Source organism: Actinopolymorpha rutila, from assembly GCF_013407855.1.
Taxonomy (GTDB): domain Bacteria; phylum Actinomycetota; class Actinomycetes; order Propionibacteriales; family Actinopolymorphaceae; genus Actinopolymorpha; species Actinopolymorpha rutila.
In genome coordinates, this window is the sequence record NZ_JACBZH010000001.1 from 4,777,781 (window position 1) to 4,794,709 (window position 16,929).

General features: G+C 71.6%; 16 protein-coding genes. 11 read left to right on the top strand and 5 right to left on the bottom strand.

From position 1 onward, the window contains the following. Positions 1-17 precede the first annotated feature (17 nt). The 5 genes from F4554_RS21295 (at position 18) to F4554_RS21315 (ending at position 4,510) form a co-directional block, all read left to right on the top strand. The gene (locus F4554_RS21295) at positions 18-1,082 is read left to right on the top strand and encodes an iron-containing alcohol dehydrogenase family protein (protein ID WP_202889403.1); all 1,065 of its coding nucleotides are present in this window, start codon (positions 18-20) and stop codon (positions 1,080-1,082) included. Between the two features lie 16 nt (positions 1,083-1,098). Next, entirely contained in the window at positions 1,099-1,866 is a 768-nt protein-coding gene (locus tag F4554_RS21300) for a CDP-alcohol phosphatidyltransferase family protein (protein ID WP_179789207.1), read from the top strand. Beyond that, on the top strand, positions 1,863-2,750 hold the full coding sequence (locus tag F4554_RS21305; RefSeq protein WP_337796143.1) for a glycosyltransferase family 2 protein: 888 nt from the start codon (positions 1,863-1,865) through the stop codon (positions 2,748-2,750). The genes F4554_RS21300 and F4554_RS21305 overlap by 4 nt, the downstream gene beginning before the upstream one ends. Before the next feature lie 79 nt (positions 2,751-2,829). Continuing rightward, positions 2,830-3,696 (top strand): ABC transporter permease, encoded by an 867-nt coding sequence (locus tag F4554_RS21310; protein ID WP_337796144.1) that lies wholly within the window; start codon positions 2,830-2,832, stop codon positions 3,694-3,696. Next, positions 3,689-4,510: an ABC transporter ATP-binding protein gene (locus F4554_RS21315; RefSeq protein WP_337796145.1), complete on the top strand. Its 822-nt coding sequence runs from the start codon at positions 3,689-3,691 to the stop codon at positions 4,508-4,510. The genes F4554_RS21310 and F4554_RS21315 overlap by 8 nt, the downstream gene beginning before the upstream one ends. An 84-nt stretch (positions 4,511-4,594) precedes the next feature. Here the strand turns inward: F4554_RS21315 and F4554_RS21320 are convergent, their stop codons facing one another. Next, positions 4,595-5,641 (bottom strand): glycosyltransferase family 2 protein, encoded by a 1,047-nt coding sequence (locus tag F4554_RS21320; RefSeq protein ID WP_337796146.1) that lies wholly within the window; start codon positions 5,639-5,641, stop codon positions 4,595-4,597. 179 nt (positions 5,642-5,820) lie between these two features. Then, positions 5,821-7,230 carry an LCP family protein gene (locus tag F4554_RS21325; protein WP_179789209.1) on the bottom strand — a complete coding sequence of 470 codons (1,410 nt, stop codon included), beginning with the start codon at positions 7,228-7,230 and terminating at the stop codon, positions 5,821-5,823. A 375-nt stretch (positions 7,231-7,605) separates the two neighbouring features. Between F4554_RS21325 and F4554_RS21330 the strand changes: the two genes are divergently transcribed. Further along, a complete protein-coding gene (locus tag F4554_RS21330) occupies positions 7,606-9,009 on the top strand; it encodes an LCP family protein (protein ID WP_238341374.1) in 1,404 nt (467 codons plus the stop codon). 197 nt (positions 9,010-9,206) lie between these two features. Further along, entirely contained in the window at positions 9,207-9,497 is a 291-nt protein-coding gene (locus tag F4554_RS21335; protein WP_179789210.1) for a hypothetical protein, read from the top strand. A 17-nt stretch (positions 9,498-9,514) separates the two neighbouring features. On the opposite strand, the gene F4554_RS21340 is transcribed toward F4554_RS21335, so the two are convergent. Further along, the gene (locus F4554_RS21340; protein WP_337796147.1) at positions 9,515-10,666 is read right to left on the bottom strand and encodes an acyl-CoA dehydrogenase family protein; all 1,152 of its coding nucleotides are present in this window, start codon (positions 10,664-10,666) and stop codon (positions 9,515-9,517) included. Positions 10,667-11,001: 335 nt separating this feature from the next. On the opposite strand from F4554_RS21340, the gene F4554_RS21345 reads away from it, so the two are divergent. The 4 genes from F4554_RS21345 (at position 11,002) to F4554_RS21360 (ending at position 13,636) form a co-directional block, all read left to right on the top strand. Continuing rightward, positions 11,002-12,318, top strand: coding sequence for a nucleotide sugar dehydrogenase (locus tag F4554_RS21345; protein ID WP_179789212.1), 1,317 nt, complete (start codon positions 11,002-11,004; stop codon positions 12,316-12,318). 113 nt (positions 12,319-12,431) lie between these two features. Beyond that, positions 12,432-12,866 (top strand): CoA-binding protein, encoded by a 435-nt coding sequence (locus tag F4554_RS21350; RefSeq protein ID WP_337796148.1) that lies wholly within the window; start codon positions 12,432-12,434, stop codon positions 12,864-12,866. Further along, positions 12,863-13,288, top strand: a complete 426-nt coding sequence (locus F4554_RS21355; protein WP_179789214.1) for a TIGR03667 family PPOX class F420-dependent oxidoreductase — start codon at positions 12,863-12,865, stop codon at positions 13,286-13,288. The genes F4554_RS21350 and F4554_RS21355 overlap by 4 nt, the downstream gene beginning before the upstream one ends. Positions 13,289-13,291: 3 nt before the next feature. Continuing rightward, complete coding sequence (locus tag F4554_RS21360) at positions 13,292-13,636, top strand: hypothetical protein (RefSeq protein ID WP_179789215.1); 345 nt, start codon at positions 13,292-13,294, stop codon at positions 13,634-13,636. 53 nt (positions 13,637-13,689) lie between these two features. Here F4554_RS21360 and F4554_RS21365 read toward each other — a convergent pair whose 3' ends face one another. Together F4554_RS21365 and F4554_RS21370 are read right to left on the bottom strand one after the other, a co-directional pair. Further along, a complete protein-coding gene (locus F4554_RS21365; protein WP_179789216.1) occupies positions 13,690-14,880 on the bottom strand; it encodes a mandelate racemase/muconate lactonizing enzyme family protein in 1,191 nt (396 codons plus the stop codon). Continuing rightward, positions 14,877-16,874: an alpha-galactosidase gene (locus F4554_RS21370; RefSeq protein WP_179789217.1), complete on the bottom strand. Its 1,998-nt coding sequence runs from the start codon at positions 16,872-16,874 to the stop codon at positions 14,877-14,879. Before F4554_RS21370 ends, F4554_RS21365 begins: the two co-directional genes overlap by 4 nt. Positions 16,875-16,929 lie beyond the last annotated feature (55 nt).

Here is a 16,929-nt window from a genome sequence, read left to right on the forward strand (position 1 = left end):
TGCCCCTGCTCGCCCGGATGATCCCCACGCCGGTCGTCGTCGACGTACGCCGGGGCGCCATCGCCGACCTCGCCGGTCTGCTCGCCGACCAGCGCATCTCGGCGGCGGGCCGGGTGGCCATCGCCGTCGGCCCGCGCTCGGGTGAGGCGCTGGCCGCCCAGGTCCGCCCGTACCTCAGCGAGGCCGAGTTCTTCCCCGTCGCCGACGGCACCGTCGACGCCGCGCTGGACCTCGCCTCCCGGGTCCGCGGCGGGTCCTACGACGCGATCGTCGGGATCGGCGGCGGCAAGGTGCTGGACGCCACGAAGTTCGCCGCGACCCGGGTCGGCCTGCCCATGGTCGCGGTGGCGACCAACCTCGCCCACGACGGCATCGGCTCGCCGGTCAGCATCCTGGACAACGACGCCGGGCGCGGCTCCTACGGCGTGGCCGCGCCGCTGGCGGTGGTGGTGGACCTGGACGTCGTACGCCGGGCACCGGCGCGCTCGGTCCGGGCCGGGATCGGCGAGGTGGCCTCCAACCTGTCCGCGATCGCCGACTGGGAGCTCGCCCAGGAGGTGCACGGCGAGCCGCTGGACGGGCTGGCGGTGGCGCTGGCCCGTACGTCCGCCGAGGCGGTCCTGCACCACCCCGGCACGCTGACCGACGACGACTTCCTCCGCGTCCTGGCCGAGGGCCTGGTGCTGTCCGGCGTGGCGATGGTGGTCGCGGGGTCCACCCGGCCCTGCAGCGGGGCCTGCCACGAGATCTCCCACGCCATCGACCTGCTCTTTCCGGACCGCTCGGGCGCGCACGGTGAGCAGGTCGGCGTCGGCGCGGCCTTCGCGTCCACCCTGTGGGACGATCCCGACGGCCGGGCCCGGGGCGAGCTGATCACCCGGTGCCTGGTGCGGCACGGCCTGCCGGTCGACCCGGCCGGGCTGGGCTTCACCTGGGAGGAGTTCACCGCGGCGGTGGCCCGGGCGCCGGAGACCCGCCCAGGTAGGTTCACCATCCTGGAACACCGCGACCTCGACCAAGCAGGGGTGGCGGCCGCCGTGCGGGAGTTCGCCCGGCAACTGCGCGAAAGCCGCGAAGGTTGAGGAGAGCGACGTACCCATGACCAGCCTGCCGACGATCGCCGAGCTGCGCGCCAAGGCGCAACCGCCGGGCCTGCTCGAACGCCGCAGCGGCGAGCACTGGGCCGGCCGGCTCTACATGCGCCGGATCTCGCTGTACGCCACCCGCGGGTTCCTCGCCACCGACCTGTCCCCCAACCAGCTCACCGGCCTGATGATCGTGGCCGGCATCGCGGCCGGCTTCGCGCTGCTGATCCCCGGCCTGGCGGGCGCGATCCTCGCGGCATTGCTGGTGCAGCTGTACCTCCTGCTCGACTGCAGCGACGGCGAGGTCGCCCGCTACACCGGGCGCACCAGCACCACTGGCGTCTACCTCGACCGGGTGGGCCACTACATGTGCGAGGCGGCGCTCCTCGTCGGGCTGGGCTTCCGGGCGGCGCAGGTGCACCCCACCGGGTACGCCGTACTCGGCCTGGTGGCTGCCCTCGGCGCGGTCCTGATCAAGGCCGAGACCGACCTCGTCGACATCGCCCGCGCCCGCAGGGGCCAGGAGACGGTGACCGAGGAGGCCGTGGAGCCACGCGGGTCGGCGCTGGCCAAGGCCCGGCGGGTGGCCCTCGTCCTCAAGTTCTACCGGCTGATCCTGGCCATCGAGCTGTCCCTGGTGATCGTGGTGGCCGCGATCGTCGACGTCGTGCTCGGCAACCTCCTCGCCACCCATGTGCTCACGGTGGCGGTCGCGGTGATCGCGGGCGTCCAGGTGGTGCTGCACCTGGTGAGCATCCTGGTGTCCCGGCGGCTCGCGTGAGTGACACACCACCGAGCGGCACGCCACTGCGGGTCGCGGCCGTCTTCCTCACCATGGGCGACCGTCCGGCCGAACTCGACCGGGCGATCCGCAGCGTCACCGACCAGCTCGGCGATCCGGTGGAGATCGTGGTGGTCGCCAACGGCGTGCCCGCCCCGGACGTTCCGGACGGGGTCAGGGTCGTGACGTTGCCGACCAACGCGGGCATTCCGGGCGGCCGCAACGCCGGCCTGGCCGCGGCGAATGCCGACGTCGTGATGTTCGTCGACGACGACGGGTGGCTGCCCCGGCCGACCACGGCCGAGCGGGTGCGCGAACTCTTCGCCGAGGATCCCCGGCTGGGCATCGTGTCGTTCCGCATCGCCGACCCCGATTCCGGGCTGACTCAACGCCGGCACGTGCCGCGGGTGCGCGTCGGCGACCCGAACGAGTCCTCCGAGGTCACGACGTTCCTGGGTGGCGCCGCGGCAATCCGGCAGGCGGTCTTCGACGACGTGGGAACGTTCCCGGCGGCGTTCTTCTACGCCCACGAGGAGACCGACCTCGCCTGGCGGGCGCTGGACGCCGGCTGGCGGATCCGCTACGACGCCGACTGTGTTCTTGCTCACCCCACGACGTCACCGACCCGCCACCCGACGTACTTCCGGCTGAACGCCCGCAACCGCGTCTGGCTGGCCAAGCGCAACCTCCCCAAACCGGTCGCGGTCGCCTATCTGGGCACCTGGGTGGCACTGACCCTGGCTCGGACGCGTACCATCTCGGGGCTGAGCGCCTGGTCGACCGGCTTGCTGGAAGGCCTCCGCACCCCGTGCGGCCGGCGCAAACCGATCGCCTGGCGCACCGTGTGGCGCATGACCCGCCTGGGAAGGCCTCCACTGGTATGACGATCTGGCAGAACCCGGCCGACCGCCGGGCATGTCGTACTCTCGACGGCATGCGTTCGGTGCATTCCGGGAGGCATCGGTGACCACCACCACGACCCCCGCCTCTCCGTCCGAACTCGCGGCCCAGTACGGCCTGGCGCCGAGTTCGGCCCGCCCGCCGCTGGGTGACTACATCCGGCAGCTGTGGCAGCGGCGGCACTTCATCACCTCCTTCGCGACCTCGCGGACCGTGACGATGTACTCCGGCGCCCGTCTCGGGCAGCTCTGGCAGGTCCTCACGCCGCTGATGAACGCCGCGGTCTACTACCTGATCTTCGGCGTGCTGTTCAACACCAAGCACAACATCGACAACTTCACCGCGTTCCTGGTGACCGGCGTCTTCGTGATGTCGTACTGCACTCGCTCGGTCACGTCCGGGGCCCGGGCGATCTCCGGCAACCTCGCCATGATCCGGGCGCTGCACTTCCCGCGGGCGACGCTGCCGTTCTCCTCCACGATCGTCGAGCTGCAGCAGATGCTGGTGTCGATGGTCGTGCTGTGCCTGATCGTGCTGGCCACCGGCGAGCCGCTCACCTGGTCGTGGCTGCTGGTCGTTCCCGCGCTGGCGCTGCAGACGATGTTCAACGTCGGGCTGAGCCTGGCCATGGCCCGGATCGGTGCCACGATCCCCGACATCAGCCAGCTGCTGCCGTTCATCACGCGCGTCTGGCTCTATTTCTCCGGCGTGTTCTTCCTGATCCCACAGCGGGTGCACAACCCGCACATGAAAGAGATCATGATGGCCAACCCGGCGTCGGTCTACATCGAGCTGGTCCGGGACGCGTTCATCGAACGGCACGACGCACCGCACCACGCCTGGCAGCTCGCCGTCGCCTGGGCGGTCGTCGGGTTCGTGGTCGGGTTCTGGTATTTCTGGGGAGCCGAGGAGAAGTACGGCCGTGGCTGAGCACCTGACCGGCGACATGACGGACGCACACGGCCGGCCCGTGCGCCGCGAGCCCACCTCGCGGGACGCGGCGCCGACCGTGATCGTCGACGACCTGCACATCACCTACCGCGTCTACGGCGCGACCGCGGGCAAGGGCAACGCCCCCGCGGCGTTCAAGCGGATCCTCAACCGTGAGAACTCCCCGGCGCTGCGCGAGGTGAAGGCCATCCGCGGGGTGACGTTCACCGTGCGCCGCGGTGAGTCCGTCGGGCTGATCGGACGCAACGGTTCCGGCAAGAGCACCCTGCTCCGCGCCATCGCAGGGCTGCTGCCGCCGACGAAGGGCGCGGTCTTCACCGACGGGCAGCCCACGCTGCTCGGCGTCAACGCTGCCCTGATGACCGGCCTGAGCGGTGAGCGCAACGTCATCCTGGGCTGCCTGGCCATGGGCCTCACGCCCGAGCAGGCGAGAGAGCGCTACGACGACATCGTGGAGTTCGCGGGCATCGGCGAGTTCATCGACCTGCCGATGCAGACGTACTCCTCGGGCATGCAGCAGCGGCTGCGGTTCGCGATCGCGGCGGTGAAGAGCCACGATGTGCTGATGATCGACGAGGCGCTGGCCACCGGTGACGCGGAGTTCCGCAAGCGCAGCGAGGACCGCATCCGCGAGCTGCGCGACGAGGCCGGGTCGGTGTTCCTGGTCAGCCACAGCCTGGACGTCGTGACCGACACCTGCACCCGGGTCATCTGGCTGGACAAGGGCCAGATCAAGATGGACGGCGACGCGGAGACGGTGGTCAAGGCTTACAGCTCGGCCACCAGCCGCTGACCCCGGCGGCCCCGGACCAGACCCCGAGCCGGGATACCGCCTTCGTACCCTCTCGGATCCCCTCGAACGGCCCCTCGGAACGCCTCAGGTCCTCGCCGGTTCCGGTGTACGCCGGCCGAGCGAACGCGGGCTGACCAGGAAGCCGGCCCCCCACGTCATGTGCATCGTGGCCACCACCACGGGCAGCCACAGCCGCCCGCGCAGGGACATCCCCCGCCCCTCCACCAGGGTCGCGGCGACCACGAGGAGCAGGTAGCCGACGGGGAGTACGAAGCCGAGCAGCAGCCACGGCAGGCCGGCGAGCAGACCGACCAGGCCGAGCACGAGCCCCAGCGCGCAGCCGAGGACGGCCAGCGGCGGGGCGAGGTAGCGCAGGCTGAACGTACCGGGGTGCGTACGCCCGATCGCGCGGCGCCACTTGCCGGTGAGGTAGAACTGCCGCACCAGGTCGGACAGCCTGGACCGCGGATGGTAGGTCACCCGCAGCTCGGGGCTGAACCACACCGTCCCGCCGGCCTGCCGGATCCGGTGGTTGAGCTCCCAGTCCTGGGCCCGGACGAAGGTGTCGTCGAAGCCGCCGAGCCGCTCGAGGGTCTCCCGGCGGAAGACGCCGAGGTAGACCGACTCGACCGGGCCGGCCTGGCCGCCGACGTGGAAGCGGGCGCCGCCGAGCCCGATCGGGCTGACGTACGCCCGGGCCGCCGCCTCCTCGAAGCCGGGCTCGCCCTCGGCCGCCATCACCCCGCCCACGTTGTCCGCCCCGGTCTCGGCGAGGAGTTCGACCGCCCGCCGGATGTAGCCAGGCGACAGGATGCCGTGCCCGTCGACGCGTACGACGATCTCGTAGGTCGTCTCCCTGATCGCGGCGTTCAGCCCGCTCGGCGTGACGCCGGCGGGATTCTGCACCAGCCGGACGCGGGAGTCGCCGGCGACGATCTCCTCCGCGATCTGCTGGGTGCGGTCGCGGGACGGGGCGATGGCGATCACCAGCTCCAGCCGGCCGTCGTAGTCCTGGGCCAGGACCTGCGCCACCGCGGTCCGCAGGTGGCGCTCCTCGTTGTAGACCGGCATCACCACCGAGACGCCCGGCCAGGCGGTGTCGGCGGGTACGGGCTGGGGTGTTCCCGTCACGGCGGCCCTTTCGAAACGAAGACGGTGGAGACGGTGCGGACGGTGGGGATGGTGAGGTGGCCGCCCAGCCCGAAGCTCCGAGGCGGACTGGCGGGGGACCAACTTACCGAGCCGCCGAGCCGCCGCCGTCCTGGGGCGGCACGCCCCACGCGGCCCGCTCTCCCGTGGTCACGCCTCGCTCAGCCCGCGGAACAGACCTCGCCGAGCTCGTGCACCGCCTGCCGGCTCTCGCCGCTCGACCCGCCGCCGGAGCCGGAGCTACGGGAGCCACTAGTACCGCCGGAGTCGCCGCCCGAGCCCGAACCCGACGCCTGGTCCGTCCTGGGCCTGCCCGCGGCCTTCGCCGTCGGGCTCGCGCTGAGCGTCTGCCTGGACGCTTCGATCGCGGCGTCCACGTTCTTCCTGATCACCGAGAAGTCCGGGCGCGCGGTCCTGATCAGCGGCGGCACGAACTGCACCGACACGATCTTCTGCCGCTTCGCCTTCAGCGCGAGGTCGACCATGGTGCCCAGCTCGCTGGCCGGAATGTCGGTGGAGACGATCTGCTCGCCCGCCTCGGCGATCTTCTGGAACTTCAGCAGCACGGTGGCGGGGTCGAGCTGGTGCAGCATGGCGGCCATCACACAGCGCTGCCGGGCCATCCGGTCGTAGTCGCTGGTGGTCGCCCGCGATCGGGAGTACCACAACGCGTGGTAGCCATCCAGTCGCTGGTCACCCGCCTTGATGACGCCGCGTACGGCGCCGTCCCGGCCGGTGATCGGTACGTCCGCCCTGACGTTCACCCGTACGCCGCCGACGGCGTCGACCAGTTGCTCGAACCCGCCCATGTCGATCAGCGCGTAGTAGTTGACCCGCAGCCCGGTCAGCTGCCGGATCGCGTCCTCTGTGGCGGTGATTCCGGGGTTCGCGTCGCCGGGGAACAGCTGCTTGTGGTCGGTGGCCCAGGTGTAGACGGCGTTCAGCAGGCACTCGTCACCGCAGTCGAAGCCGTTCGGGAACTGCTTGTGCATCACCGAGCCGGGCGGGAACGGCACCCGCTGGAGGTTGCGGGGGAAGCTGAACATCGCGGCCCGTCCGGTCCGCTCGTCGATCGACACCAGCGTCATGCTGTCCGGGCGCAGGCCCACCCGGTCCTTGCCGGCGTCGGCCCCGAGCAGCAGGAGGTTGTACCGCCCGGCGGTCGGGTCGGTCGTCGTGGTGCCCGCGAAGATCCGGGAGATGGAGTCGCGAGCCACCCCGATGTAGTGGGCGGAGGTGAGCACCAGGCTCACCGCGAGTACGGACGCCGCCACCATCGTGACGGTCGAGGTCAGCCGCTGCTTCTGCCGCATCCGGAGCGGCCGTCCGAGCCGCCACGCGTCCACGAACAGCGCCAGCCAGCCGACGGCCACGACGAGCAGCACGATCTGGCCGAAGCGGAGCACGCCGGGGTCGGAGATCAGGGACACCAGGATCCGCGGGGAGACCAGCCCGACCAGGGCCAGGAGTACGGCGACGGAGAGTACGGCCGCCGCCACCCGCAGCGCGAACTTCCCGACCACGCGGTTGCCCGCCACCAACTGCGCCGATCCGGGCGCGCCCAGCGTCATCAGCAGCAGGCAGACCGCCCGCCGGAACCATCGGCTGCTCTCGGCGCTTCGCTGCGGGTCCTCGCGCCGCGGCCGGCCGGAGGATGCGGGGCGTGGCCCGGCGGAGACACCGGACGAGGCGGTGCCGCGGGGGGACGCAGGGGTACCAGAGTGCGCGATCGTACGGGAGGACGCGGGGGTACGGGTGGAAGGACGTCGCCGCCCCGCACCTTGCTGCTGGCCGCGGACATCCCCCGAGCGCGGCCCACACCGCTGGTCCCACCCCGTCATGGCGGCATACCAGCACATCGCGTGGCGTGATCATCACCGCCACGCCGAACCGGACGGCATTCGACTGGATGTGCCGGATCCAGGCCGAACGGGTACGGTGCCTCCATGCCGAACGGCGGCCGCTCGCAACGACCTCGTCAACCCGACGACGAAGGTCGCGACTCCCCACAGTACGGCTGGCTCTACCAAGGAGCCGGCCGGGAGCGATCCGCGCGCGAAAACCGCTCCCGGGCCCGCCGGGGCGAGGCGCCGCCGCCGGAGTCCACCCAGGCGATGCCCACCCGTTCCGGTCCCGACCGCGGCCGGGGGCAGCGCCCCCAGTACCCACCGCCCGGCTCACAGCGCGGCGGTGGCCGCGGCGAGTACGCCGGGTATTCCAACGACTACGGCAACGACTACGGGGACGAGTACTCCGACCCGAGGGACGACCGCGGCCGTTCGAACCCGCGGGACCCGTCCGGGCGTTCCCGCGGCGGAGGCCGCGCCGCCCCGCCGGCCAGGGGTCCGGGTGGCCGGCTGCTCCCCGAACCCAGGCAACGACGCCGCCGGTCGGGTTTCCGGCTGCGGCGGATTCTGCTCCTCGTGCTCGTCGCCTGGCTGATCGTCCTGATCGGCGTACCCATCATCGCCTGGAGCCGGGTCACCAAGGTGCCGTACGAGCCGGCCGGCGAACGCCCCGTGAGCAGTGCGGGCACCAACTTCCTGCTGGTCGGCTCCGACAGCCGGCAGGGCCTCACCGCCGAGCAGCGCAACGCCCTGGGCACCGGGCGCGCGGCCGGTCAGCGCACGGACACGATCATGATCCTGCACGTGCCGAGCCTCGGCGGGTCGCCGACGCTGGTGTCGCTGCCCCGCGACTCCTACGTTCCGGTCCCCGGGCACGGCCGGAACAAGATCAACGCCGCCTTCTCCATCGGCGGTCCCAAGCTCCTCACCGCGACTGTGGAGAACGCCACCGGCCTGCGGATGGACAACTACGTCGAGATCGGCTTCGGCGGCTTCGTCGGCGTGGTCGAGGGACTCGGCGGGGTCAACATGTGCCTGCCCAAGGCGATCAAGGACGAGAAGGCGCACATCGACCTGCCGTCCGGCTGCCAGGATCTGAACGGCCCGAACGCGCTGGGCTACGTCCGTGCCCGCTACTTCGACCCGAAGGGCGACCTCGGCCGGGTGGAGCGGCAGCGGCAGTTCCTGTCCGCGGTGGTGAAGAAGACCGCGAGCCCCGGCACGATCATCAACCCGGTTCGCTACACCCGGGTCGGGCTGTCGGCGGGCGACGCGCTGACCGTCGGCGAGGGCACGACAGTGGTCGACATGGCGCGGTTCGGGCTGGCGATGCGGTCGCTGTCGTCCGGCAGCGGCACGACACTCACCGTGCCGGTCTCCACCACCTCGCTGAGCACGCCGGTCGGCAGCGCGGTCCGCTGGGACCGCCAGCGGGCGCTCAACCTCTTCCACGCACTGCGCGACGGCGGACCGATCCCGCCCAGCCTGATCCCCCACAACTGACCGTCCCGGCGGCTGACCGTCCTGGCGGCTGACCGTTCCGGCGGCGGGATCCGTGAGGTCCCTGCAGGCCCTCGCCTCGTCCCCCGCAGGTCCGTCGTGGACCCTCGCCTGGTCCGCTCTCCCGCCGACATGCTCGGGAACCTCGCTCCGGAATATCCCGGAGCGGGCTCACCCAAGCCGCTCGTGGAGGACGTCCCATGGCCCCGCGGACACCTCAGTTGTCCCCGCGTTCCCTCATCCGTTCGGTCACCCTCGCCAGTGAGTACGGCTCGGAGTGGGTCGAGGTCCTGGCCCGGGAGATCGAACGCAACCACCGGCCCGACCGGTCCCGGCTCGCCGTTCGCTGGGTCTGGCGGGTGCTGCCGGTCCCGCACCTGCGGCAGGCGCGGTGCGTCGTATGCGCCGAACGCTGGATCTGCCCGGACGTCGTCTGGGCGGAGGGGCTGATGTCCTCCGGCCGCCGCGCCCTCGACCGGCTCGACCGCTGACCAGCTGAGCCGGAGGGCTACTTCAGCACCTGGCGGGCGAGGACCACCCGCTGGATCTGGTTGGTGCCCTCGTAGATCTGGGTGATCTTCGCGTCGCGCATCATCCGCTCGACCGGGTAGTCCTGCACGTAGCCGTAGCCACCGAGCAGTTGGACCGCGTCGGTGGTGACCTCCATGGCCATGTCGGAGGCGAAGCACTTGGCGGCGGCGCCGAAGAACGTCAGGTCCGGGTCGGAGCGCTCCGAGCGCGCGGCGGCGGCGTAGGTCAGCTGCCGGGCGGCCTCCAGCTTCGTCGCCATGTCGGCGAGCATGAACTGCACACCCTGGAAGTCCGCGACCGCCTGCCCGAACTGCCGGCGCTCCTTGACGTAGCCGACCGCGTAGTCGAGCGCTCCCTGCGCGATCCCCACGGCCTGCGCGGCGATCGTCACCCGGGTGTGGTCCAGCGTGCGCAGGGCCAGCTTGAACCCCTCCCCCTCGACACCGACGAGCCGGCTCGCCGGCAGGCGTACGTCGTCGAGATAGACCTCACACGTGGGCGAGCCCTTGATCCCGAGCTTCTTCTCCGGTGTGCCGAAGGTCACCCCGGGGTCGGTCTTCTCCACCACGAACGCGGAGATGCCGCGGGCGCCGCGGTCGGGGTCGGTGCTGGCGAACACGGTGTAGTAGTCGGACACGCCCGCGTTGGTGATCCAGCGCTTGACGCCGTTCAGCCGCCAGCCGTCCCCGTCGCGGACCGCGCGGGTGCGCATCGCCGCCGCATCGCTGCCGGCCTCGGGTTCGGACAGGCAGTACGAGAACATCGCCTCGCCCGCGGCGACCGGGGTGAGGTAGCGCTTGTTCAGTTCCTCCGACCCGGCGAGGAGCAGCGGCATCGTCCCGAGCTTGTTCACCGCCGGGATCAGCGAACTCGACGCGCAGGCCCGGGCCACCTCCTCGATCACGATGGCGGTGGCCAGCGCGTCGGCGCCGACGCCGCCGAAGGTCTCCGGGATGTGCGGTGCGTGGAAGTCCGCGGCCCGCAGCGCGTCGTAGGCCGCCTCGGGGAAGGTCGCGTTCCGGTCCACGTCGGCCGCGTGCGGTGCCACCTTGTCGCGGCAGAGATCCCGGCAGGCGGCGCGGACGGCCTTGTGCTCGTCGGTGGGGGCGAAGAGCGGGACGTCGTTCACGGGTACCTCCTCGGCGGTCACCGGGCGGGGCTCTGGCGGCGTTCGGCGATCCGCGTGCGCGCGATTCCACATTCTTGCCGACGGCGACACTACTGCCAGGTAACTTACGCCCGGCGGCCGGGGACTACCAGCGGGCGCCCCAGGGTCAGACCGCTGTGCGACGACTTCGTTACCAATCGCAGCCGACGATGGGGCGGGGTACGGTAGCCTGCCGGTCGCGGGTTCGTGGTCGCCGACACCGGCAACCGCCGGACCCGGCCAACACCGGCCGCAACACCGGCCATCATCCCGGCATCGACCATCGCCGGGAAGTCCGCACGCTGGAGGCTCGACTCGTGTCCTATCGCATCACCGTTCTCGGTACCGGCTACCTCGGCGCCACCCACGCCGCCTGCATGGCCGAGCTGGGCTACGAAGTCCTCGGCGTCGACCTCGAGCCGGCGAAGGTGGCCTCGCTCAACGAAGGGCACGTGCCGTTCTTCGAGCCGGAGCTGGAGCCGCTGCTGCGCAAGCACGTCGAGTCCGGCCGGCTGCGGTTCACCACCTCCTACGAGGAGGCGGCGGAGTTCGGCGACGTGCACTTCCTGTGCGTGGGTACGCCGCAGCGTGACGGCGAGTACGCCGCCGACATGTCCTACGTCGACTCGGCCGTCGAGAGCCTGGTGCCGCTGCTGACCCGGCCCGCACTGATCGTCGGCAAGTCCACCGTCCCGGTGGGCACCGCGAGCCGGCTGTCCGACCGGATCGCCGAGCTGGCGCCGCCGGTTTCCGTCGAGCTGGCCTGGAGCCCGGAGTTCACTCGCGAGGGCCTGGCCGTCGAGGACACCCTGCGCCCCAACCGCCTGGTGTTCGGCGTCCGGTCCGAGTACGCGGAGAAGCTGCTGCGGGAGGTGTTCGCACCGGTCATCGACGCTGGGTCCCCGGTCGTCGTCTGCGACTACGCCACCGCAGAGCTGGTCAAGGTCGGCGCCAACTCCTTCCTGGCCACCAAGATCTCCTACATCAACGCCATGGCCGAGCTGTGCGACACCACCGGTGCCGACGTGACGCTGCTCGCCGACGCGCTCGGCCACGACGACCGGATCGGGCGGCAGTTCCTCAACGCCGGCCTCGGCTACGGCGGCGGCTGTCTGCCCAAGGACCTGCGCGCCTTCATGGCCCGGGCCGGTGAGCTCGGCGCGGAGGAGGCACTGACCTTCCTGCGTGAGGTGGACGCGATCAACATGCGCCGCCGGCAGAAGGTCGTCGACGTGACCGCCGACGTGCTCGGCAACCAGTGGATCGGCAAGCGGGTCGCGGTGCTCGGTGCGGCGTTCAAGCCCAACACCGACGACATCCGCGACTCCCCCGCGCTCAACGTCGCCGGCCGGATCCACCTGCACGGTGCCGCGGTCAGCGTCTACGACCCGAAGGCGATGCACAACGCCCGCCGGTCGTTCCCGACCCTGCGCTACGCCGAGTCGGTGATGGACGCCTGCCAGGGCGCACACGTCGTCCTGCACCTGACCGCCTGGCAGGAGTTCCGGGAGCTCGACCCGGCCGTGCTGGCGAAGACGGTCGCCACCCCCAACGTGATCGACGGGCAGAACTGCCTGGACCGCCCGACCTGGCGCCGCGCCGGGTGGAGGTACCGCGGTCTCGGCCGCTCCTGACCGGGAGTTCACGTCCGGAGGATCACCTGACCTCCGGACGGGCGGTGTTCACCGGGGAAGCCGTTCGGGCAGGTCGCGTGCCGTAGCGGCCGCGACCGGGCATGATCGGATGCGTGACCCGACCCTGGACCGATCCGCAGATCATCGACGAGATCCTCACCGAGTGTGAGACCTGGGCCGTCGTCGGCCTGTCCACCAACGCAGAACGCGCCGCCTTCCGCGTCGCCCAGACCCTGCAGAAGCACGGCAAGCGCATCGTCCCGGTGCATCCGCGCGCGGAGACGGTGCACGGCGAACAGGGCTACGCCAAGCTCGCCGACATTCCGTTCCCGGTCGACTGCGTCGAGGTGTTCGTACGATCCGAGCTCGCCGGCCCGGTCGCCGACGAGGCGATCGCGATCGGCGCCAAGGCGGTGTGGTTCCAGCTCGGCATCCTCGACGAGGATGCCTACAACCGCGCCACCGCGACGGGAACGGTCATGGTGATGGACCGCTGCGCGGCGGTCGAGCTTTCCCGTCGCGACGGGAAGAACGGGAGATCCTCATGACGGTGGTCGACACCTCCACGGAGTTCGGAGCGCACGTCGCCGAGCGACTCGAACGGGACGAGCTGATCTGGCTCACCACGGTGAGTGCCGACGGCACGCCCGTTCCGACCCTGGTGTGGTTCCTGTGGACCAACGGAGAGTTCCTCATCCACAGCCAGCCGGACAAGCCGAAGCTGCGGCACATCGCCCGCAACCCCCGGGTCGGCCTGCACCTGGACAGCAACGCCGCGGGCAACGACGTCGTGGTGCTGACCGGCGAGGCTCGGGCCCCGGCGGAGCCGACGACCGAGGAGGAGGCGGACCGCTACTTTCGCAAGTACGCCAAGGGCATCGAGGCGATCGGCATGACCCCGGAGTCGCTCGCGCGGGAGTTCTCCGTGCCGATCCGGGTCACTCCACAGCGACTTCGGGGATGGGTGTGAGTCATGGCAAACGACTACTCGTACGAGATCGCACTGCACGCCGGTGACGCGTGGCGGATCACCGACACCGGTGACCTCGCCCAGATCCCCGACCGCGACCCGAAGGAGACCGCCCGCGGCCTGCTGCAGGACTGGGTCCTCGACCACCCCCGCGACCTGGTGGGCGGTCAGCGGCTGGAGGTCTTCGGCGACGACCCCGGCACCTATCCGCCCGAGCGCCAGACGGGTGCACGGGTGTGGGTCTTCCGCGGCCGCCGGGTGGCACACGAGCAGCTACCGACCGCGGCCGCCTACCTCGTGACCGAACTCGAGGATCTGGGCGAGACCGAACTCGACATCAGGATCTGAGCCAGGGCCGCGACGACGACAACGCAGCCGACCGCGATGCGGGGAGTCACGAGTCAGGCGGTGAGGTCCGGCGTCCGGTAGAGCGTCGTGCCGTCGACGGTGATCTCCACGTCGCGCAGATACGGCCGCAGGTCGTCCGGGCTGACCTCCAGGCCGAGCCCGGGGCCGTCCGGCAGGTGCAACTGCCCTTCGGCGTCGGGCACCATCGGCGTCGTCGTGGCGGCCCGGGCCAGTGGCGACGCCTCGACCGGAAACTCGCACAGCAGGTGGTCGGGGAGCCCGGCGTACGGCTGCAGTGACGCCGACAGCGCCAGCGGCGAGGTGAAGGTGTGGTTGACGAACGTCACCCCGGCCTCCACGGCGTAGGCCGCGACCTCGCGGGCGGGGCCGATGCCGCCGATCCGGCCGGTGTCGATCTGGACGAACCCGATCCCGCCGTAGTCGATCAGATGCTGGGCGAGGTGCGGGTGGTGCGCGCCCTCCCCGCCCGCGAGCCGCACGCCGCGGCATCGCCGGGCGAGTTCGGCGTACGCCCGCAGCGCGCCGGTCTCGAACGGCTCCTCCAGCCAGGTGACGTCGCACTCCTCCAGCGCGGGCAGCCGAGCGGCGGCGGCCTCGACGTCCTCTCCCCACACCGTGCCGGCGTCCACCAGCAGGTGCCGGTCGGGGCCGAGGCCGGCGCGGGCGGCGCGTACCTGCTCGGCGTCCGCGGCCACCTCGCCGCGCCCGTAGGGTCCCCAGCCGAACTTCGCCGCCCGGAAACCGTCCGCGCGTACCTTCGCCGCCTTGGCCTCGGTCTGCGCCGGGGTGTCGCCGAACAGCGCCGAGGCGTACGCCGTCTTCGGGTACGCCCGCGGGTAGCCGAGCAGGGTGTGGACGGGCACCTCCAGCCGCCGCCCGAGCAGGTCCCACAGCGCGATCTCGATGCCGGACAGCACGTGCGCGGCCTGCAGCAGGTCGAGGCTGTTGGCGCGGACGTCCCGGCTGATCCGGGCGATGTCGGCCGGGTCGGCCAGCCGCTGCCCGAGCACGGAGGCGGCGACCGGCTTGCACGCGCTGTGCGACATCGGGCAGACCAGGCCGGCAATGGTCGGCAGCGGCGCAGCCTCGCACTCACCCCAGCCGGTGTGGTCGCCGGCGCGCACCCGGACCAGCAGCATGTCCTGGCTGCCGTCGCCGATGTCCTCGATCCGCGGCATCGAAAGGTAGAAGAAGTCGATCGCCTCGACCACCGGAGGCGTCATCGGCTGCCGTCCCCCTCGGCCGGGACCCGGCGCAGGACGACCACGGCCGACCCCTCCTCGGGCAGCGACACGGTCCAGCCGGACGCCAGCAGGTCCGCGCCCGTACGCCGGTCGGCGCTGTCGGCGCTGTCGGTGGTGCCCGCGTTGGCGCCGACGCCGGCCGGAGCGGTCCACTCCACGGCGTACTCCGCTTCCGGGTCCAGTGCCAGTGGCCGGATGAGGCGCGTCGGCTCCCCGCCGGACAGCCGGAACAGCAGCAGCAGGTGGTCGCCGGAGCCCTCACCGGGCGCACTCGCGGCCACCTCGCCGGTCAGGTCGCCGGTCACGTCGGCGGGCCCGTCGGGGGGCACGGGCAGGGTGTACTGGAACCCGGCCCACCGCTGCCCGCCGCCGAAGCGTTGCGGTTGCCCGGTGAGCCGGCGCAGCTCCCCACAGGCGACGAACGGCGCTACCGTCTCGCGGTACTCCCCGTGCAGCGCCCGCAGCCGCTCGCGCACGGGCTCGGGCACCTCGGGCAGTTTCCAGGACAGGCCGTACCCACCGACCATGGCGATCCGGCGGTAGTAGTCGAGCTGGTCGCCGGTCAGCGCGGGGTCGGCCGGCTCGAAGTTCTGGTGCGGGTGGTCGGACTTCCACCACTGCGACCAGCCCCAGTGCAGCATCCGGGACGGGTGCAGCATGGTGGACCCGCCCCACAGCAGCTGCAGGCCGTGCTCGGGCCAGTCCGGGTCGCTCAGGAACGTCAGGTGGGTCTGGCGGGCCAGTCCGAGGTCGATGCGCAGGCCGCCGGAGGAGCAGTTCTCCAGGACCACCTCGGGGTGCCCGGCCCGCACCCGCTCCAGCACCGCGTAGTAGCCGGTGTAGTGCTCGAACAGGCCGTCGCCGTCGCCGTGGCCGTGGTCGGTGCGGTCGCAGCCGAGGCCAGGGTCGAGGTTGAAGTCGAACTTGATCCAGTCGGCGCCGTGTTCTGCGACCAGCCGGTTGAGAGTGTCGTACGCCCAGTCCTGCGCGGCGGGACTGCCGAGACAGACGTACCCCAGCGGATTCCCCTCGCGCCGGGCCACCAGCTCCGGACGCTCCTTCGCCAGCGAAGCCTTCGGGCCGAGCGCCTCGATCTCACACCACAACCCGAACCGCATGCCCTTGCCGTGCACGTGGTCGGCGAGCGCCCGTAGACCGGACGGGAACCGCCGGGCGTTGACCAGGTGCCAGTCGCCGCGGTAGTCCTCCCAGTGGGTGTCAGGGTCGGACGGCCCGAACCACCCGGCGTCCAGCGTGGCGATGTCGAACCCGAGTTCGGCGGCCACGTCGACGTTGGCGCGGAAGACGTCCTCGTCGATGCTGTGGTCCTCATAGCTCCACCAGTGGTTCCACTCCAGCGGCAGCGACTCGGCGAACTCGTTGCGTGGGTACCACTGCACCCGGCCCACCTCGGCGAGCTGGACCGAGGCGTCGTCGAGGTCGGCGCCGGTGGCCACGACCACCCGGGGGCCGCGCACGCTCTGCCCGGGCGCGAGCGTCTTGGCGAAGCCGGTGTCGTGCAGCCCGCCGGTGATCCGCACGCCGCCGTCGGCTCCCTCGTCGAACCGCAGGACCCAGTTGCCCGACCAGGCGACGCTCACCACGACCACCCCGTCCGGGGCGTGCAGCGCACACCAGGGGTGGGTGGTGGCCGAGGAGCGCCCCGCCACGGACTCGAGCACCCGCGGAGTGCGCAACGGCTCGTTGACAGGGCTGAACTCCTGGCCCCAGCCGCTGGTGTAGTAGCTCAGCACGTATCCGCCCGCGGACGGCTCGGGCAGGTCGAGCGTCACCGAGTCCAGCCGGTCGACCACGACGTCGCGGTCGCCGCCGTTGGTGACCTCCACCCAGGCCTCGGTCACGCCGGTGCCCTCGTGGTGCAGCGTGTGAGCACGGACCCGCAGCCCCTCGGCCGGCCCGTCGGTGCGGACGCCCTCGCCGAGCGTCACGGGGGTCAGCGAACTCAGCGACATGTGGGACTCCTCCGGCGGGGGTGCAGGGGGCGGTCGGTCTGTCGGTTGGCCTGGC